Source organism: Hydrogenophaga sp. T2 (genome assembly GCF_049843535.1).
Lineage (GTDB): Bacteria > Pseudomonadota > Gammaproteobacteria > Burkholderiales > Burkholderiaceae_C > Hydrogenophaga > Hydrogenophaga crocea.
In genome coordinates this window covers 252,712-270,876 of the sequence record NZ_JBBHZJ010000003.1, presented here as the reverse complement: position 1 = coordinate 270,876, position 18,165 = coordinate 252,712, and the positions used below count along the sequence as shown (strand labels likewise).

The 18,165-nt window shown below is 71.0% G+C and carries 15 protein-coding genes; all 15 read left to right on the top strand.

What is annotated here, in order from left to right:
• Positions 1-5 precede the first annotated feature (5 nt).
• Positions 6-935, top strand: coding sequence for a 16S rRNA (cytosine(1402)-N(4))-methyltransferase RsmH (gene rsmH / locus WDZ95_RS08315; protein ID WP_425777642.1), 930 nt, complete (start codon positions 6-8; stop codon positions 933-935).
• Entirely contained in the window at positions 932-1,246 is a 315-nt protein-coding gene (gene ftsL, locus WDZ95_RS08310) for a cell division protein FtsL (protein ID WP_166227536.1), read from the top strand. The genes rsmH and ftsL overlap by 4 nt, the downstream gene beginning before the upstream one ends.
• Entirely contained in the window at positions 1,243-2,976 is a 1,734-nt protein-coding gene (locus tag WDZ95_RS08305) for a peptidoglycan D,D-transpeptidase FtsI family protein (RefSeq protein WP_166227535.1), read from the top strand. The genes ftsL and WDZ95_RS08305 overlap by 4 nt, the downstream gene beginning before the upstream one ends.
• A complete protein-coding gene (locus tag WDZ95_RS08300) occupies positions 2,976-4,487 on the top strand; it encodes a UDP-N-acetylmuramoyl-L-alanyl-D-glutamate--2,6-diaminopimelate ligase (RefSeq protein WP_425777639.1) in 1,512 nt (503 codons plus the stop codon). The genes WDZ95_RS08305 and WDZ95_RS08300 overlap by 1 nt, the downstream gene beginning before the upstream one ends.
• Positions 4,484-5,911 carry a UDP-N-acetylmuramoyl-tripeptide--D-alanyl-D-alanine ligase gene (locus tag WDZ95_RS08295; RefSeq protein ID WP_425777637.1) on the top strand — a complete coding sequence of 476 codons (1,428 nt, stop codon included), beginning with the start codon at positions 4,484-4,486 and terminating at the stop codon, positions 5,909-5,911. Before WDZ95_RS08300 ends, WDZ95_RS08295 begins: the two co-directional genes overlap by 4 nt.
• Positions 5,901-7,079, top strand: coding sequence for a phospho-N-acetylmuramoyl-pentapeptide-transferase (gene mraY, locus WDZ95_RS08290; protein ID WP_166227533.1), 1,179 nt, complete (start codon positions 5,901-5,903; stop codon positions 7,077-7,079). The genes WDZ95_RS08295 and mraY overlap by 11 nt, the downstream gene beginning before the upstream one ends.
• On the top strand, positions 7,076-8,881 hold the full coding sequence (gene murD / locus WDZ95_RS08285) for a UDP-N-acetylmuramoyl-L-alanine--D-glutamate ligase (protein WP_425777634.1): 1,806 nt from the start codon (positions 7,076-7,078) through the stop codon (positions 8,879-8,881). Before mraY ends, murD begins: the two co-directional genes overlap by 4 nt.
• Positions 8,878-10,194: a putative lipid II flippase FtsW gene (gene ftsW, locus WDZ95_RS08280; RefSeq protein WP_425777632.1), complete on the top strand. Its 1,317-nt coding sequence runs from the start codon at positions 8,878-8,880 to the stop codon at positions 10,192-10,194. Before murD ends, ftsW begins: the two co-directional genes overlap by 4 nt.
• The gene (gene murG, locus WDZ95_RS08275) at positions 10,191-11,285 is read left to right on the top strand and encodes an undecaprenyldiphospho-muramoylpentapeptide beta-N-acetylglucosaminyltransferase (protein WP_425777630.1); all 1,095 of its coding nucleotides are present in this window, start codon (positions 10,191-10,193) and stop codon (positions 11,283-11,285) included. Before ftsW ends, murG begins: the two co-directional genes overlap by 4 nt.
• A complete protein-coding gene (gene murC / locus WDZ95_RS08270; RefSeq protein ID WP_425777628.1) occupies positions 11,282-12,691 on the top strand; it encodes a UDP-N-acetylmuramate--L-alanine ligase in 1,410 nt (469 codons plus the stop codon). The genes murG and murC overlap by 4 nt, the downstream gene beginning before the upstream one ends.
• A gap of 8 nt (positions 12,692-12,699) precedes the next feature.
• Positions 12,700-13,653, top strand: a complete 954-nt coding sequence (locus tag WDZ95_RS08265; RefSeq protein ID WP_425778061.1) for a D-alanine--D-alanine ligase — start codon at positions 12,700-12,702, stop codon at positions 13,651-13,653.
• A gap of 10 nt (positions 13,654-13,663) precedes the next feature.
• On the top strand, positions 13,664-14,455 hold the full coding sequence (locus WDZ95_RS08260) for a cell division protein FtsQ/DivIB (protein ID WP_425777626.1): 792 nt from the start codon (positions 13,664-13,666) through the stop codon (positions 14,453-14,455).
• A 17-nt stretch (positions 14,456-14,472) separates the two neighbouring features.
• Positions 14,473-15,702 carry a cell division protein FtsA gene (gene ftsA, locus WDZ95_RS08255; protein WP_166227528.1) on the top strand — a complete coding sequence of 410 codons (1,230 nt, stop codon included), beginning with the start codon at positions 14,473-14,475 and terminating at the stop codon, positions 15,700-15,702.
• Positions 15,703-15,911: 209 nt separating this feature from the next.
• Positions 15,912-17,147: a cell division protein FtsZ gene (ftsZ, locus tag WDZ95_RS08250; protein ID WP_425777624.1), complete on the top strand. Its 1,236-nt coding sequence runs from the start codon at positions 15,912-15,914 to the stop codon at positions 17,145-17,147.
• Between the two features lie 94 nt (positions 17,148-17,241).
• The gene (gene lpxC, locus WDZ95_RS08245) at positions 17,242-18,165 is read left to right on the top strand and encodes a UDP-3-O-acyl-N-acetylglucosamine deacetylase (RefSeq protein ID WP_425777622.1); all 924 of its coding nucleotides are present in this window, start codon (positions 17,242-17,244) and stop codon (positions 18,163-18,165) included.

The following is an 18,165-nucleotide window of genomic DNA, read 5'->3' as shown; positions in this document are numbered from 1 at the left end:
CCCGGGTGCAGACCGAATGGACCCATCAGACCGTCTTGTTGACCGAAGCCGTGCAAGCGCTTTCGATCAACCCGGACGGCCACTACGTCGACGCGACCTTCGGCCGCGGCGGTCACAGCCGCGCGGTGCTCGAGCGCCTGTCTCCCCGGGGCCGGCTGACGGTGTTCGACAAGGACCCGCAGGCGATCGCCGAGGCGCAGGCCCTGGCCGCGGCCGATGCGCGCGTGGCGCTGCGCCACGAAGGATTTCGTGCCCTCGGCGCGCTCGGTGCGGGCTCGGTCGACGGCGTTCTCATGGACCTGGGTGTGAGCTCGCCCCAGCTCGACGACCCCTCGCGCGGTTTCTCGTTCCGCCACGAGGGGCCGCTGGACATGCGCATGGACACCACGCGCGGCCAGAGCGTGGCCGAGTGGCTCGAGACGGTTCCGGTATCCACCCTGGCGGAGATCATTCGTGACTATGGCGAAGAACGGTTTGCTGCACCGATTGCAAAGGCGATTGATCGCCGCCGACAGGAACGGGGCGCTTTTCGAACCACCCGTGAGCTGGCCGAAGTCGTGGCTGGCGCGGTCAAAACCCGCGAGCCGGGCAAGGACCCTGCAACGCGCACATTTCAGGCTCTTCGGATTTTCATCAACGCCGAGCTTGAAGAGCTGCAAGCGGCGCTAGAAGCCAGTCTGACCGTGCTCAAGGCCGGAGGCCGTCTCGTGGTGATCAGCTTCCATTCGCTCGAAGACCGCATGGTGAAGCAGTTCATGGCGCGCCATTCGCGCACCGTGGTGGACCGGCGCGCGCCTTTCGCCGAGCCCGCGCCGACGCTGTTGTGCGACGTGCAGCGCCTCATGCCCTCGGAGGCCGAGGTGCAAGGCAACCCCCGTGCCCGCAGCGCGGTGATGCGCATGGCCACGCGCAGCGCGGTGGGGGTGTCCGCATGATCCGGCTCAACCTCGTGCTGTTGCTGGCCGTGCTCGCGAGCGCCTTCTACCTGGTGCACACCCAGTACGAATCGCGCCGCCTCTACACCGCACTCGACCGCGCGCAGGCCCAGGGCAAGCGGCTCGACGTGGAGCACGAGCAGCTCGTGGTGCAGCGGCGCGCGCAGGCCACGTCGGCGCGCGTGCAGCAACTGGCCTCGCGCCAACTGCAGATGCGCCCGGTGTCGCCCGGCATCACGCAGTACGTGAGCGAGCGCGCCAGTGGCGGCCAGCCCGCACAGCCGGCCACCGGTGCGGAGGCCCGGCCATGAGCCGCAGCATCAACTACACCTCCAGCCCGCTGCTGGCGAGCAAGACGCCGGTGTGGCGCAGCAAGTTCATCGTGGCCGGCCTGGCGCTCGCGTTCGCGGGGCTCGCGGGCCGTGCGGCCTACGTGCAGGTGCTGGGCAACGACTTTTTCCAGCGCCAGGGCGAGGTGCGCTTCGCGCGCACGCTCGAGCTGCCCGCCAACCGCGGCCGCGTGCTCGACCGCAATGGCCTGATCCTCGCGTCCAGCGTGGTGGCGCAAAGCATCTGGGCCATCCCCGAAGACGTCGACAAGAACCACCCCAAGCTGCGCGAGCTCGCGCGCCTGCTCGAGATGCCGCTGGCCGAGCTGCGCAAGCGCCTGGCCGACGAGGACAAGACCTTCGTCTGGATCAAGCGCCAGGTCGACGAGCCCGTGGCGCGCCAGATCGCCGCGCTCGACATCAAGGGCATCTACCAGCGCCGCGAGTACAAGCGCCAATACCCCGAGGGCGAATCCGCCGCGCACGTGGTGGGCTTCACCAACGTGGAAGACCGCGGTCAGGAGGGCGTGGAGCTGGCCTTCAACCAGGAGCTCGCGGGCAAGGCCGGCTCGCGCCGCGTCATCAAGGACCGCCTGGGTCGCGTGGTGGAAGACGTGCGCGACGTGGTGCCGCCCGAGGACGGTCCCGACCTGCAGCTCTCGATCGACAGCAAGGTGCAGTACTTCGCGTGGCAGAAGCTGCGCGACGCGGTCGCCCAGCACAAGGCCAAGGCCGGCAGCGTGATCGTGATCGACACCCGCACCGGCGAGGTGCTCGCGCTGGCCAACATCCCCGGCTACGACCCGAACCGGCGCCGCAACCTCAGCGGCGAGCAGCTGCGCAACCGCGTGCTCACCGACACCTTCGAGCCCGGCTCGACGATGAAGCCATTCATCACCGCGCTGGCGCTCGAAAAGGGCATGGTCAAGCCGACCACGCCCATCAGCACCGCGCCGGGCCGCATCACCATCAGCGGCTCGACCATCCGCGACACGCACCCCTCGGACATCCTCACGGTCTCGCAGATCATCCAGAAGTCGAGCAACGTGGGCACGGTCAAGCTGGCCATGCAGATGAGCCCGCGCGAAATGTGGGAAACCTACGCGCAGGCCGGCTTCGGCCAGAAGCCGCAGGTGCCCTTTCCCGGCGCAGCCGCGGGCCGGCTGCGGCCCTACAAGAGCTGGCGTCCGATCGAGCAGGCCACCATGAGCTACGGCTACGGCCTGTCGACCTCGCTGTTCCAGCTCGCCCATGCATACACCATCTTCGCGCGCGACGGCGAGCTGATCCCGCTCACGCTGCTCAAGAGCGACGCGACCGTGCAGGGCGTGCGCGTGTTCAGCAGCCAGAACGCCCGCGCCGTGCGCGACATGCTGGGCCTGGCCGTGCAGCCCGGCGGCACCGGCACGCGCGCGCAGACCATGGGTTATTCGGTGGGCGGCAAGTCGGGTACCGCGCGCAAGCAGGAAGGCAAGGGCTATGCCGAAGGCAAGTACCGCGGCGTGTTCGTGGGCCTGGCGCCGATCGAGAACCCGCGCATCGTGGTGGCGGTGATGATCGACGAGCCCGGCAACGGCCAGTTCTACGGCGGCCTGGTGGCCGCGCCCGTGTTCAGCGAAACGGTGCAGCAGACGCTGCGCATCCTGGGCGTGCAGCCCGACATGAGCGTCAAGCCCATGATCGTGGCCGAGCCGGTGGAGGAGTCGTTCTGATGGTGCAGACCCTCGTGCACCCGCAGGCCGTGGCCACCTGGTTGCGCTCCAGCGTCACGGGCTCGCTCGTGTGCGACAGCCGCCGCGTGGGCGCAGGCGACGGCTTCGTGGCCTGGCCTGGCGCCGCCACCGACGGCCGCCGTTTCGTGCCCGATGCGCTGCACGCGGGCGCCGCGGTGGCGCTGGTCGAGCGCGAAGGGCTGGAGGCGCACGATTTCCGCGACGACCCGCGCGTGCTCGCCGTGCCCGGCCTCAAGGGCCAGGCCGGCCCGATCGCCAGCGCCTTCTGCCGCGAACCCAGCGCCGCGCTCGACGTCATCGCCATCACCGGCACCAACGGCAAGACCTCCAGCGCCTGGTGGATCGCGCAACTGCTCGGCGCCTGCGCGCGCCCCGCTGCGGTGGTGGGCACCCTGGGCATGGGCCGCCCGGGCGAGGCGCTCGTGGCCACCGGCCTCACCACGCCCGACCCGGTCATGCTGCAGCACCAGCTGCGCGATTTCGTCGACCAGGGTTTGCGCGCGGTCGCGATCGAGGCCTCGTCCATCGGCGTGGTCGAAGGCCGGCTCAACGGCACGCGCGTGTCGGTGGCGGTGTTCACCAACTTCACGCAGGACCACCTCGACTACCACGGCAGCATGGCCGCGTACTGGGCGGCCAAGCAGCGCCTGTTCGACTGGCCCGGCCTCAAGGCCGCGGTGGTCAATGCCGACGACCCCCAGGGCGCGGGCCTGCTCGAGCGCCTCACCGGCCGCGGCCTGGACCTGTGGTCCGTGGGCATCGCTCACCCGGCGCGGCTGCAGGCCCAGCACCTCACCGTCACGCCCGCGGGCGTGGCCTTCGACCTCGTCGAACGCGACCGCCAGGGCCAGGTGCTGAGCCAGCGCTCGATGAGCCTGCCGCTGGTGGGGCGCTACAACGTGCACAACCTGCTCGGCGTGATCGCCACCGCGCGCGCGCTGGGCATTCCGCTGGCCACGGCCGTCGAGGCCTGCGGCGCGATCACGCCTGTGCCCGGCCGCATGGAACAGGCCCGTCCCGCCAGCGCCGGCGCGCCGCTGGTGCTGGTCGACTACGCGCACACGCCCGACGCGCTCGAAAAGGCCTTGCAGGCCCTGCGCCCGCAGGCGCAGGCGCGCGGCGGCCTGCTCTGGGTGGTGGTCGGCTGCGGCGGTGACCGCGACCCGGGCAAGCGCCCGCTCATGGCCGCCGTGGCCGAGCGCCAGGCCGATCGCGCCGTGCTCACGAGCGACAACCCGCGCAGCGAAGCGCCCGAGGCCATCCTCGCGCAGATGGCCGCGGGCCTGTCTTCGCCGCAGGCCGCGCGCACCGTGGTCGACCGCGCCGAGGCCATCGCGCTCGCGATCCGCGACGCCGCCCCGGCCGACGTGGTGCTGATCGCGGGCAAGGGCCACGAGGACTACCAGGAGATCCGTGGCGTGAAGACGCCCTTCGCCGACATCGAACACGCGCGCCGCGCGCTCGACACCCGCCAGGGGGCCGCCGCATGAAGACCATCGCCGAACTCATGCTCGCATTGCCCGGCGCCCGCGCCGTCGGTGCCCTGAGCGCGCCGGTGCAGCGCGTGCACACCGACACCCGCAGCCTGCAGGCCGGCGACCTGTTCGTGGCGCTGCGCGGCGAGCGCTTCGATGCCCACGCCTTCCTGCCCCAGGCCGCGGCCGCGGGCGCCGTGGGCGCGATCGCGCACGCGGGCCTGGCCGAAGCGGGCCTGGCCGGCGTGGAGGTGCCCGATACCCTGGCCGCGCTGCAGCTGCTCGCGCAGGCCTGGCGCGCGCAGTTCACGCTGCCGCTGATCGCTGTGGCCGGCAGCAACGGCAAGACCACCGTCACGCAGATGGTGGCGAGCATCCTGCGCGCGCACGCGGGCGATGCCGCGCACGCCACGCAGGGCAACTTCAACAACCACATCGGCGTGCCGCTCACGCTGCTGCGCCTGGGGCCGCAGCACCGCTGCTCGGTGGTCGAGCTCGGCATGAACCACCCGGGCGAGATCGCGCTGCTCGCGGCCGTGGCCGCGCCCACGGTGGCGCTGGTCAACAACGCGCAGCGCGAGCACCAGGAATTCATGGCCACGGTGGACGCCGTGGCGCGCGAGAACGGGGCTGCCATCGAGGCCCTGCGCGCCGACGGCACGGCGGTCTTTCCCAGCGACGACGCCCACACCGCGATCTGGCGCGAGCTGGCCGGCGCACGCCGCGTGATCGCCTTCAGCGACACCGACCCCGGCGCCGAGGTGCGCGCCACCAGCGCCCGCTGGCTCGGCGAAGCCTGGGCGCTGCACCTCGCCACGCCCGCGGGCGAGACCGAACTCACCCTGCGCATCGCGGGCCAGCACAACGTGCGCAACGCGCTCGCGGCCACCGCGTGCGCGCTCGCGGCCGGTGTGCCGCTCGACGCCATCCGCCGCGGTCTCGAGGCCTTCGAGCCCGTGGGCGGCCGCTCGCGCGCCATCGCCCTGCAGGTCGGTGGCCGCGTGGTCACGCTGGTGGACGACAGCTACAACGCCAACCCCGATTCCGTGCGCGCCGCCATCGAGGTGCTGGCCACGCTGCCCGGCCCGCACCTGCTGGTGCTGGGCGACATGGGCGAGGTCGGTGACCAGGCCCTGGCCTTCCACCTCGAGGTGCTGCGCCACGCCTACGCGCGCGGCATCGACGAAGTGCGCGTGAGCGGCGAGCACATGCGCGCGGCCGTCGAGGCACTGCAGGCCGCCGGCGAGCCCGCGCCCCAGCACGTGGCCGACGTGGCCGCGCTGGCCAGCGACGTGGCGGCCGAGGTCGCCACCGGCGCCGTGGGCAGCGTGCTCGTGAAGGGCTCGCGCTTCATGCGCATGGAGCGCGTGGTGCAGGCCGTGCGCGCGCTCGATCCCACGCAGAACAATCCCGACAAGGACCATCCCCATGCTGCCTAGCATCGCCCTCTGGCTGCAGGGCCTCTCACCCGACCTGGGCTTCCTGCGGGTGTTCCAGTACCTCACCTTCCGCGCCGTCATGGCGGCGCTGACCGCGCTCGTGCTGGGCCTGGTGGCCGGCCCCTGGTTCATCCGCCGCCTGGCCGCGCTCAAGATCGGCCAGCCGATCCGCACCTACGCGATGCAGACCCACATCACCAAGGGCGGCACGCCCACCATGGGCGGTGTGCTGATCCTGTTCTCGATCGCGCTGTCCACGCTGCTGTGGTTCAACTGGAGCAACCGCTTCGTTTGGATCGTGCTCATCGTCACCCTGGGCTTCGGCGCCATCGGCTGGGCCGACGACTGGCGCAAGGTGGTGCACAAGAACCCCGAAGGCATGCGCTCGCGCGAGAAGTACTTCTGGCAGTCGCTGATCGGCCTGGTGGCCGCGTTCTACCTCGTGTTCGCGGTGTCCGAGACCAGCAACGCGCGCGTGTTCGAGCTCTTCATGGACTGGGTCAAGTCGGGCTTCACGCTCGACCTGCCGCCGCAGTCGGGCTTTCTCGTGCCCTTCTTCAAGGAAGTGAACTACCCGCTGGGCGTGGCCGGCTTCGTGATCCTCACCTACCTGGTGATCGTGGGTGCGAGCAACGCGGTCAACCTCACCGACGGCCTCGACGGCCTGGCCATCATGCCGGTGGTGATGGTGGGCTCGGCGCTCGGCATCTTCGCCTACGTCACGGGCAACGCGGTGTTCGCGCGTTACCTGCTGCTGCCGCACATCCCGGGCTCGGGCGAGCTGCTGATCTTTTGCGGCGCCATGGCCGGCGCGGGCCTGGCCTTCCTGTGGTTCAACACCCACCCCGCGCAGGTCTTCATGGGTGACGTGGGCGCGCTCGCGCTCGGCGGCGCGCTCGGCACCATCGCGGTCATCGTGCGCCAGGAGATCCTGCTTGCCATCATGGGCGGCATCTTCGTGGTCGAGGCGCTGTCGGTGATGCTGCAGGTCTCGTACTTCAAGTACACCAAGAAGCGCTACGGCGAAGGCCGGCGCCTGTTCCAGATGGCGCCGCTGCACCACCACTTCGAGAAGAAGGGCTGGAAGGAGACGCAGGTCGTGGTGCGCTTCTGGATCATCACCATGCTGCTGTGCCTCGTGGGCCTGTCCACGCTGAAGCTGCGATGAAAGACCAGCCTGTCCTCATCCTCGGTCTCGGCGCCTCGGGCCTATCGATGGCGCGCTGGTGCGTGCGCCAGGGCGCGCGCGTGACCGTGGCCGACACGCGCGAGGCCCCGCCGCAGCGCGAGGCGCTGCAGCGCGACTGCCCCGAGGCCACCTTCGTGGCCGGCGCCTTCGACGCCACCCTGCTCGCGCGCGAGCCCTGGGCCCTGATCGCGCGCAGCCCGGGCCTGATGCCCGAGGCGCTCCAGACCGTGTTCGAACACGCCCGGGCGCAGCAGATCCCCGTGCTCACCGAGCTCGACCTGTTCGCCCAGGCGCTGCAGGCGCTGTCGCAGCGCGAGCGCTTCCCCTACCGGCCCAAGGTGCTGGCCATCACGGGCACCAACGGCAAGACCACGGTCACCTCGCTCACCGGCCTGCTGCTGCAGCGCGCGGGCTGGCCCGTGGCGGTGGCCGGCAACATCGGTCCCGCGCTGCTCGACGTGCTGGGCCAGGCGCTCGACGCCGAGGCCGTGGCGCAAGCCGCCGACGATCAACGCGCCGCCGCCGAGGCCGCCGAGCAGGCCGCGAAAGACGCGGCCGAGCAAGCCCTGCGCGAAGCGGCCGAGGCCGCCGAAGCGCCCGCCCAGGCCGAGCTGCCGGTGGACGCCGACGCCCCCGACACCGAGGACCCGGCCGACGACGAACCGCTGCCCGCGCCGCCCGAGGACGAGGCCGAACCCCTGCTGGTGCCGCCGCCCGCCGAGCCGCCGCCCGCGCCGCACCTGCCGCGCGTCTGGGTGCTCGAGCTCTCGAGCTTCCAGCTCGACGGCACGGCCCAGGGCGCCTGGGCCGCCGTGCCCACCGCGGCCACGCTGCTCAACCTCACCGAAGACCACCTCGACTGGCACGGCAGCATGGACGCCTACACGCAGGCCAAGGCCGCCGTGTTCGGCAGCCAGGCCCTCATGGTGCTCAACCGCGACGATGCGCGCGTGATGGCCCTCAAGCCCGGGCTGGTCACGGTGAAGGTCGGCAACCGCAACCGCCAGGTGCCCGCGCGGCCCTGGATGAGTTTCGGCCTCGATGCGCCCACGCGCGCCGGCGACTGGGGCCTGGAGACCGTCAACGGCATGACCTGGCTGGTGCGCGCGCTCGCACTCGACGAAACGCGTGCCAAGGGCAAGGCCCAGGCCGACGAAGAGGTGTACTTCCAGCGCCTCATGCCCGCCGAGGCGCTGCGCATCCGCGGCCGCCACAACGCGGCCAACGCGCTCGCCGCACTCGCGCTCGCCACGGCCACCGGCGCACCGCTCGCGCCCATGCTGCACGGCCTGCGCGAGTACCGCGGCGAGCCGCACCGCGTCGAGCCCGTGGCCGTCGTGAACGAGGTCGAGTACTTCGACGACAGCAAGGGCACCAACGTGGGCGCCACGCTGGCCGCGGTCAACGGCCTGGGCGCCGAGCGCCGCCTGGTGGTCATCCTCGGCGGCGACGGCAAGGGCCAGGATTTTTCGCCGCTGGCCGAGCCGCTGGCGCGCCACGCGCGCGCCGTCGTGCTCATCGGCCGCGACGCACCGCGGCTGCGCGCCGCGCTCGGCGAGGCCTTGCAGGCCGCGGGCGTGGACCTGATCGATGCCGGCGAACTGGCCGCCGCGGTGCCGCTCGCGGCCGAGCGCGCGCACGCGGGCGACGCGGTGCTGATGTCGCCGGCCTGTGCCAGCCTGGACCAGTTCCGCAACTACGTGGCGCGCGCCGAAGCCTTCGTGGCCGCCGTGCGCGAGCTGGCCGAGAGCCGCGGCATGAGCCTGGAGGGTGGGCTGTGAGCCGCGCCCAGCGCAAGACCCCCGCCGCCGACACCGGCAGCCCCGCCAGCGGCCTGCGCGCGCGGCTGTCGGGCTGGCTGCCCGCCTGGGCCGGCGGCCTCGCGGGCTCGGGCGTGGGCGACATCCCGGTGCGCCTGTCCAGCCGCAGCTACGGCGGCCAGCGCAACATCGCGGTGCGCGAAACCGGCTTCGACCAGCCGCTGCTGTGGGTCACCGTGGCGCTGGTCTGCTGGGGCCTGGTGATGGTGTATTCGGCCTCCATCGCGCTGCCCGACAACCCGCGCTTCGCCAACTACGCGCACACGCATTTCGTGGTGCGCCACGCGCTGTCCATGGCCATCGGCGTGGTCGCCGCGCTGCTGGCCTTCCAGGTGCCGCTCAAGACCTGGGAACGCACCGCGCCCTGGCTGTTCGCGGCGGCGCTGCTGCTCATGGTGGTGGTGCTCGTGCCCTTCATCGGCAAGGGCGTGAACGGCGCGCGCCGCTGGATCTCGCTGGGTGTGATGAATTTCCAGCCGTCCGAGCTCGGCAAGCTCGCGGTGCTGTTCTACGCGGCCAGCTACATGGTCCGCAAGATGGAGATCAAGCAGAACTTCTGGCAGGCCGTGTGGCCCATGGCGGTGGCCGTGGGCGTGGTGGGCATGCTGCTGCTGGCCCAGCCCGACATGGGCGCCTTCATGGTGATCGTGGTGATCGCCATGGGCATCCTGTTCCTGGGCGGCGTGAACGCGCGCATGTTCTTCCTGATCGCGGCCGTGGTGGTCGCGGCCTTCGCGCTCATGATCATGGCCAGCAGCTGGCGGCGCGACCGCATCTTCGCCTACCTCGATCCCTGGAGCGAAGAGCACGCGCTGGGCCGCGGCTACCAGCTCTCGCACGCCCTGATCGCCATCGGCCGCGGCGAGATCTTCGGCGTGGGCCTGGGCGGCAGCGTGGAAAAGCTGCACTGGCTGCCCGAGGCGCACACCGACTTCCTGCTCGCCGTCATCGGCGAGGAGTTCGGCCTCGTGGGCGTGCTCACGCTGATCGCCATCTTCCTGTGGATGACGCGCCGCATCATGCACATCGGCCGCCAGGCGATCGCGCTCGACCAGGTCTTCTCGGGCCTGGTCGCGCAGGGCGTGGGCCTTTGGTTCGGCTTCCAGGCCTTCATCAACATCGGCGTGAACCTGGGCGCGCTGCCCACCAAGGGCCTCACGCTGCCCTTCATGAGTTATGGCGGCTCGGCCATCCTGCTCAACATGATCGCGCTCGCGGTGGTGCTGCGGGTCGATTACGAGAACCGCCAGATGATGAAAGGGGGCCGTGCATGAGCCCCAACACGGGCACCCGCGCTCCCTGCGCCCTCGTGATGGCCGGCGGCACCGGCGGCCACATCTTCCCGGGCCTGGCCGTGGCCGAGGCCCTGCGCGCGCGCGGCTGGCGCGTGCACTGGCTGGGCGCGCCGGGCAGCATGGAAAGCCGCCTCGTGCCGCCGCGCGGATTCCCGCTCGAGACCGTGGCCTTCGGCGGCCTGCGTGGCAAGGGCCTGCTCACCCAGCTGCTGCTGCCGCTGAACCTGCTGCGCGCCTTCTGGCAAAGCCTGCAGGTGGTGCGCCGCGTGCAGCCCGACGTGCTCGTGGGCCTGGGCGGCTACATCACCTTCCCGGGCGGCATGATGGGCGTGCTGCTGGGCAAGCCACTGGTGCTGCACGAACAGAACTCGGTGGCGGGCCTGGCCAACAAGGTGCTCGCGGGCGTGGCCGACCGGCGCTTCAGCGCCTTCCCGAACGCGCTCGCCAAGGCCGAGTGGGTGGGCAATCCGCTGCGCGAGGCCTTTCTGCGCCAGCCCGCGCCGGCCGAGCGCTTCGCGGGCCGCAGCGGTCCGCTGCGGGTGCTGGTGGTCGGCGGCAGCCTGGGCGCGCAGGCGCTCAACCGCGTGGTGCCGCAGGCGCTCGCGCGCATGCCCGAAGACCGGCGCCCGCTGGTGCTGCACCAGAGCGGCGAGAAGCAGATCGAGGCGCTGCGTGCCAACTACGCCGCGGCCGGTGTGAACGCCGAGCTGACCCCTTTCATCGACGACACCGCGAGCGCTTTCGCCGAGGCCGATGTGGTCATCGCCCGCGCCGGCGCGAGCACCGTGACCGAGCTCGCCGCCGTCGGCGCGGCCTCGGTGCTGGTGCCGTTCCCCGCCGCGGTGGACGACCACCAGACCCACAACGCGCGCTTCCTGGTCGACGCGGGCGCCGCCTGGCTCGAACCCCAGGCCGGCCTCACGCCCGAGAAGCTCTCGGCGTTGCTGCTCGCGCTCGACCGCGAGCGGCTGCTGGCCATGGCCGAGAAGGCGCGCGGCGTGGCGCGCACCGGCGCGGTGGAGGCCGTGGTCGACGCCTGCGTCGAACTCGCCGGAGCACGAACGACATGAAACACGCCATCCGCCACATCCATTTCGTCGGCATCGGCGGCGCCGGCATGAGCGGCATCGCCGAGGTGCTGCTCAACCAGGGCTACCGCATCTCGGGCAGCGACCTGGGCGAGAGCGCGGCCACGCGCCGCCTGGCCGCGCTGGGCGCACAGGTGCACGCGGGCCACGACGCGAAACACATCGAAGGCGCCGACGCCATCGTCACCTCCACCGCCGTGAAGGCCGACAACCCCGAGGTGCTGGCCGCGCGCGCCAAACTCATCCCCGTGGTGCCGCGCGCCGTGATGCTGGCCGAGCTGATGCGGCTGCAAAAGGGCGTGGCCATTGCGGGCACGCACGGCAAGACCACCACCACCAGCCTGGTGGCCAGCGTGCTCGCCGAGGCCGGCATGGACCCGACCTTCGTGATCGGCGGCCGCCTCAACAGCGCGGGCGCCAACGCGGCGCTGGGCAGCGGCGAGTACATCGTGGTCGAGGCCGACGAGTCCGATGCCTCGTTCCTGAACCTGCTGCCCATGATCGCGGTGATCACCAACATCGACGCCGACCACATGGACACCTACGGCCACGACTTCGGCCGCCTCAAGGCCGCGTTCGTGGAGTTCCTGCACAAGATGCCGTTCTACGGCGCGGCCGTGGTCTGCGTGGACGACCCTGCGGTGCGCGAGATCCTGCCGCAGATCGCACGGCCCATCACGAGCTATGGCACCAGCGAAGACGCCCAGGTGCGCGCGCTCAACGTGCGCGCGGTGGGCGCGCAGATGCACTTCACGGTGCAGCGCCGCAACGGCGTGCAGCTGCCCGACCTGGACGTGGTGCTCAACCTGCCGGGCCGGCACAACGTGCTCAATGCGCTTGCGGCCATCGGCATCGCGGTCGAGCTCAACGTGCCCGACGACGCCGTGCAGCGCGCGCTCGCGGGCTTCAAGGGCGTGGGCCGGCGCTTCCAGCGCTATGGCGAGGCCACGCTGCCCGGCGGCGGCCAGATCACCGTGGTGGACGACTACGGCCACCACCCGGTGGAGATGGCCGCCACGCTCGCGGCCGCGCGCGGCGCGTTTCCGGGCCGCCGGCTGGTGCTGGCCTTCCAGCCGCACCGCTACACCCGCACGCGCGACTGCTTCGAGGATTTCGTGAAGGTCATCGGCCAGGCCGATGCGGTGCTGCTGGCCGAGGTCTACGCGGCCGGCGAGGCGCCCATCGTGGCCGCCGACGGCCGCTCGCTGGCGCGCGCGCTGCGCGTGGCGGGCAAGGTCGAACCCGTGTTCGTCGACGACATCGCCGCCATGCCGCAGGCGGTGCTCGACAACGGCCGCGACGGCGACGTGGTGCTGTGCATGGGCGCCGGCACCATCGGCGCGGTGGCCGGACAGATCATTGAACGCGCGCAGGCGCACAAGGCGTGAAAGAGGCCATGGAGAAGACCCTGGTGGATGTGAAGTCGTTCGGCAAGGTGGCCGTGCTCATGGGCGGGCGTTCCGCCGAGCGCGAGGTCTCGCTGATGTCGGGCACGGGCGTGCTGCAGGCCCTGCGCGCCAAGGGCGTGGACGCCCATGCCTTCGATCCCGCCGAACGCGACATCGGCGAGCTCAAGCGCGAGGGCTTCCAGCGCTGCTTCATCGCGCTGCACGGCCGCTTCGGCGAAGACGGCACGGTGCAGGGCGCGCTCGAACTGCTGGGCATTCCCTACACCGGCCCGGGCGTGATGGCCTCGGCGGTGGCGATGGACAAGCTCATGACCAAGCGCATCTGGATCGCCGAGGGCCTGCCCACGCCGGCCTGGCGCCAGGTGCGCAGCGCCGCCGACACGCGCGCCGCGTTCGAGGCCCTGGGCGCGCCCATGATCGTCAAGCCCGTGCGCGAGGGCTCCACCATCGGCCTCACCAAGGTCACCCGCATCGACCAGTGCGACGCCGCCTACGCGCTCGCCGCCCAGCAGGACCCGATGGTGATGTGCGAGCAGTTCATCGCGGGCGACGAGGTCACCTGCCCGGTGCTGGGCGCGGGCGCGCAGGCGCAGGCGCTGCCGGTGATCCGCATCGTGGCGCCCGACGGCAACTACGACTACCAGAACAAGTACTTCACCGACGACACGAAATACCTCGTGCCCTGCGGCCTGCCCGCGGGCGAGGAAGCCGCGATCCAGCTGCTGGTGCTCAAGGCCTTCCAGACGCTGGACTGCCGCGGCTGGGCGCGCGCCGACGTGATGATCGACGCCGCCACGCGCAAGCCCTACCTGCTCGAGATCAACACCTCGCCCGGCATGACCGGCCACTCGCTGGTGCCCATGTCCGCGCGCGCGGCCGGCATCAGCTACGAAGACCTGTGCGTGCGCCTGCTGGCCGCCGCGGCACTGGACAACGCGTAAGCCCCCGACCATGGCGACGAGCACCGAACTGCCCCTGGACGTGAAGCTGATGGCCGTGGCCACCCAGCTTCTGCTGGGCGTGTTCGCGCTCTTCGCCCTGGTGGGCGTGGGCACCTGGGCGGTGCGCCACCCGGTCTGGACCGTCAAGGCCATCAGCGTGCACGGCGACGTCGCGCACCAGAGCGTGGTCACGCTGCGCGCACAACTGGCCTCGCAGATGCGCACGCGCCTGTCGTCGAGCTTCCTCAGCGTCGACCTGCAGCAGGTGCGCGCGCTGTTCGAGCAGGTGCCCTGGGTGCGCCGCGCGGTGGTGCAGCGCGAATTCCCCAACCGCCTGCGCATCACGCTCGAAGAGCACCGGCCCGTGGCCTGGTGGGGCGACACCGGCTCGGGCGAGCTCGTGAACACCCTGGGCGAGGTCTTCGAGGCCAGCCCCGACGACGCCGACTACCTGCCCGAGCTCGCGGGCCCGGCCGACCGTTCGGCCGAGATCTGGGCGCTGTACCAGGCGCTCGAACCCGTGTTCTCGCGCCTCGAGCTCGGCCTGGACCGGCTCGAACTCGGCGAGCGCGGCAGCTGGCGCGCTCGCCTGCACAGCGGCGCCGTGATCGAGATCGGCCGCGGCACGCCCGACGAACTCGTGGCCCGCGTGCAGCGCTTCACCGCCACGCTGCCGCAGCTCACCGAGCGCTACGCCGGCGCGCTGCAAAGCGTGGACCTGCGCTACCCCAACGGCTATGCGCTGCGCGTGCGCGGCGTCACGACCACCGAACAACCCGTCCGCACCCCCTCACACCGGTAAAGAAGCCTCCACACATCATGGCCAAGGAATACAAGGACCTCGTCGTCGGACTCGACATCGGCACCGCCAAGATCATGGTGGTGGTGGCCGAGGTGCAGAACGGCGGCACGCTCAAGCTCGCGGGCCTGGGCGTGGCCGCCAGCCATGGGCTCAAGCGCGGCGTGGTGGTCAACATCGACGCGACCGTGCAGAGCATCCAGCAGGCCTTGAAAGAGGCCGAGCTCATGGCCGACTGCCGCATCGCGCGCGTCTACACCGGCATCACGGGCAGCCACATCCGCGGCATCAACAGCAGCGGCATGGTGGCCATCAAGGACCGCGAGGTCAGCGCCACCGACGTGGCGCGCGTGATCGAGACCGCCAAGGCCATCAACATCTCCACCGACCAGCGCCTGCTGCTGGTGGAGCCGCAGGAGTTCGTGATCGACGGCCAGGAGGTGAAGGAGCCGATCGGCATGAGCGGCATCCGCCTCGAAGCCAAGGTGCACATCGTCACCGGCGCGCAGAGCGCGGCCGAGAACATCATCAAGTGCGTGCGCCGCTGCGGCCTGGAGGTCGACCAGCTCATGCTCAACCCGCTGGCCAGCAGCCAGGCCGTGCTCACCGACGACGAGAAGGAGCTCGGCGTGGCGCTGGTGGACATCGGCGCCGGCACCACCGACGTGGCGATCTTCTCGGGCGGCGCGATCCGCCACACCGCGGTGATCCCGATCGCGGGCGACCTGATCACCAGCGACATCGCCATGGCGCTGCGCACGCCCACGAAGGACGCCGAAGACATCAAGGTGGAGAGCGGTTGCGCCAAGCAGCTGCTGGCCGACCCCGACACCCAGGTGGAGGTGCCCGGCCTGGGCGACCGCGGCCCGCGCCTGCTGGGCAAGCAGGCCCTGGCCGGCGTGATCGAGCCGCGCGTGGAAGAGATCTTCTCGCTGGTGCAGCAGGTGCTGCGCGACAGCGGCCACGAAGAAATGCTCTCCAGCGGCATCGTGCTCACCGGCGGCAGCGCCGTCATGCCCGGCATGGTGGAACTCGGCGAGGACATCTTCCTCAAGCCGGTGCGCCGCGGCGTGCCCAACTACACCAGCGCGCTCTCGGACATGGTGGCGCAGACCCGCGCTTCGACCGTGATGGGCCTGCTCGAAGAAGCGCGCCTGGCGCGCGCGCGCGGCCACAAGGTGGCGCAGAAGGCGGGCTCGATGTCGGGCGCGCTCGAGCGCGTGAAGAACTGGTTCGTGGGGACCTTTTGATGAACACCCCCCGCCACGCTCCGCGTGACCCCCCGAGGGGGGCGGCGCCAGAGGCCCGGCAGAGCCGGTTCCTCGGCGCCCCCGGGTTCGACCCGGGCGCGCGACGGCGACGACGATGTTGCACCGGACCGCCGGACTGAACCGAACCCGATTTCCCAGGCTACTCAGACATCCACAGACAAACAGGCAACTGCACAAGGAGCACCGAAATGAGCATCGAAATGATCGAAGTCGAAGAATTCAACATGGGCACCCAGATCAAGGTCATCGGCGTGGGCGGCGGCGGCGGCAACGCGGTCGAGCACATGATCGCGCGCCAGGTGCAGGGCGTGGAATTCATCTGCGCCAACACCGACGCGCAGGCCCTCACGCGCAGCGCCGCGCACAAGACCATCCAGCTCGGCGTGACCGGCCTGGGCGCCGGCAGCAAGCCCGAGAAGGGCCGCGAGGCCGCCGAAGGCGCGGTCGACCAGATCCGCGAGTGCATCCAGGGCGCGCACATGCTGTTCATCACCGCGGGCATGGGCGGCGGCACCGGCACCGGCGCGGCGCCCGTGATCGCGCGCGTGGCCAAGGAAATGGGCATCCTCACCGTGGGCGTGGTCACCAAGCCCTTCGACTGGGAAGGCGGCCGCCGCATGACCAACGCCGACAACGGCCTGGCCGAGCTCGAGGCCAACGTCGACTCGCTGATCGTGGTGCTCAACGAGAAGCTGCTCGAGGTCTACGGCGACGACATCACCCAGGACGAGGCCTTCGCCCAGGCCAACGACGTGCTCAAGAACGCCGTCGGCGGCATCGCCGAGATCATCAACGAGTACGGCAACGTCAACGTCGACTTCGAAGACGTGCGCACCGTGATGGGCGAACCCGGCAAGGCCATGATGGGCACCGCCACCGCGGCCGGCCCCGACCGCGCGCGCATCGCCGCCGAGCAGGCCGTGGCCTGCCCGCTGCTCGAAGGCATCGACCTCTCGGGTGCCAAGGGCGTGCTGGTGCTGGTCACCGCGGCCAAGGGCTCGCTCAAGCTGTCGGAATCCAAGCTCGCGATGAACACCATCCGCGCCTACGCCTCGCCCGAAGCGCACGTGATCTACGGCGCCGCCTACGACGACAGCCTGGGCGACGAGATGCGCGTGACCGTGGTGGCCACCGGCCTGAGCCGCCAGGGCGCGCGCCGCACCGCGCCGCCGCTGCAGGTGCTGCGCACTGGCACCGACAACACGCCCTTCCATGTGCCCACCGTGAACCAGGCCGTGGGCGGCCCGGGCGCGGGCGGCATGGGCGCCAGCGCCGGCGTGGCCCAGCCCGACTACCAGCACATGGCCGTGCCCAGCGTCTGGCGCACCAACCGCACCCAGGCCGCGGCCAAGGTCGACGCGCTGGCCTCGGGCGGCATGGACGACTTCGAGATCCCGGCGTTCCTGCGCAAGCAGGCGGATTGATCGACCGCCAGCGGGGGCGGGCATGGGCCCGCCCCTATCGCGGTCATCACCTTTTCTCACCGTGTTCCACAGGGCGAAAACCTACAATCCGGGGATGCTTGCGCAACGAACCCTCAAATCCCTGACCAAGGCGGTGGGCGTGGGCCTGCACAGCGGTCAGCGCGTGGAGCTCACGTTGCGCCCGGCAGCGCCCGACACCGGCATCGTCTTCCGCCGCGTCGACCTGCCCCAGCCGGTCGACATTCCCGTGAGCGCCACCTCGGTGAGCGACACGCGGCTGGCGTCCACCATCGCCAACGGTGGCGCCAAGGTGCACACCATCGAACACCTCATGAGCGCCTGCGCCGGCCTGGGCCTGGACAACGTGCTCATCGACATCACCGCCGAAGAGGTGCCCATCCTCGACGGCTCCTCGGCCTCGTTCGTGTACCTGCTGCAGAGCGCGGGCATCGTGGCGCAGAACGCGCCCAAGCGTTTCATCCGCGTCACGCAGCCCGTGGAGGTGCGCGAAGGCGAGGGCCGCAGCCTCAAGTGGGCGCGGCTCGAGCCCTACCACGGCTACAAGCTCAGCTTCGAGATCGAGTTCGACCACCCCGCGGTGAACGCCTCGGGCCAGCGCGTGGCGTTCGACCTCGGCAGCGGCAACTACGCGCGCGAGATCGCGCGCGCGCGCACCTTCGGCTTCACCAAAGACGTCGAGATGATGCGCTCGCACGGCCTCGCGCTCGGGGGCGGCCTGGACAACGCCATCGTGATGGACGACGTGAAGGTGCTCAATGCCGATGGCCTGCGCTATGGCGACGAGTTCGCCAAGCACAAGATCCTCGACGCCATGGGTGACCTCTACATCGTGGGCAAGCCGCTGCTGGCCGCGTACAGCGCCTTCCGCAGCGGTCACGCCATGAACAACCAGCTGCTGCGCGCGCTGCTCGCGCGGCCCGAGGCCTACGAGATCGTGAGCTTCGACAACGAACGCGAAGCCCCGCGCGGCTTCGCCCAGGTCGCGCCCGCCTGGTGA

What these genes read in the sequence shown, in the direction of transcription:
- mraY (WP_166227533.1), top strand. Translation starts at nt 5,901, where the DNA reads ATGCTGCCTAGCATCGCCCTCTGGCTGCAGGGCCTCTCACCCGACCTG.
- murD (WP_425777634.1), top strand. Translation starts at nt 7,076, where the DNA reads ATGAAAGACCAGCCTGTCCTCATCCTCGGTCTCGGCGCCTCGGGCCTA.
- murC (WP_425777628.1), top strand. Translation starts at nt 11,282, where the DNA reads ATGAAACACGCCATCCGCCACATCCATTTCGTCGGCATCGGCGGCGCC.
- ftsL (WP_166227536.1), top strand. Translation starts at nt 932, where the DNA reads ATGATCCGGCTCAACCTCGTGCTGTTGCTGGCCGTGCTCGCGAGCGCC.
- WDZ95_RS08300 (WP_425777639.1), top strand. Translation starts at nt 2,976, where the DNA reads ATGGTGCAGACCCTCGTGCACCCGCAGGCCGTGGCCACCTGGTTGCGC.
- WDZ95_RS08295 (WP_425777637.1), top strand. Translation starts at nt 4,484, where the DNA reads ATGAAGACCATCGCCGAACTCATGCTCGCATTGCCCGGCGCCCGCGCC.
- WDZ95_RS08305 (WP_166227535.1), top strand. Translation starts at nt 1,243, where the DNA reads ATGAGCCGCAGCATCAACTACACCTCCAGCCCGCTGCTGGCGAGCAAG.
- lpxC (WP_425777622.1), top strand. Translation starts at nt 17,242, where the DNA reads ATGCTTGCGCAACGAACCCTCAAATCCCTGACCAAGGCGGTGGGCGTG.
- ftsA (WP_166227528.1), top strand. Translation starts at nt 14,473, where the DNA reads ATGGCCAAGGAATACAAGGACCTCGTCGTCGGACTCGACATCGGCACC.
- WDZ95_RS08260 (WP_425777626.1), top strand. Translation starts at nt 13,664, where the DNA reads ATGGCGACGAGCACCGAACTGCCCCTGGACGTGAAGCTGATGGCCGTG.
- murG (WP_425777630.1), top strand. Translation starts at nt 10,191, where the DNA reads ATGAGCCCCAACACGGGCACCCGCGCTCCCTGCGCCCTCGTGATGGCC.
- ftsZ (WP_425777624.1), top strand. Translation starts at nt 15,912, where the DNA reads ATGAGCATCGAAATGATCGAAGTCGAAGAATTCAACATGGGCACCCAG.
- WDZ95_RS08265 (WP_425778061.1), top strand. Translation starts at nt 12,700, where the DNA reads ATGGAGAAGACCCTGGTGGATGTGAAGTCGTTCGGCAAGGTGGCCGTG.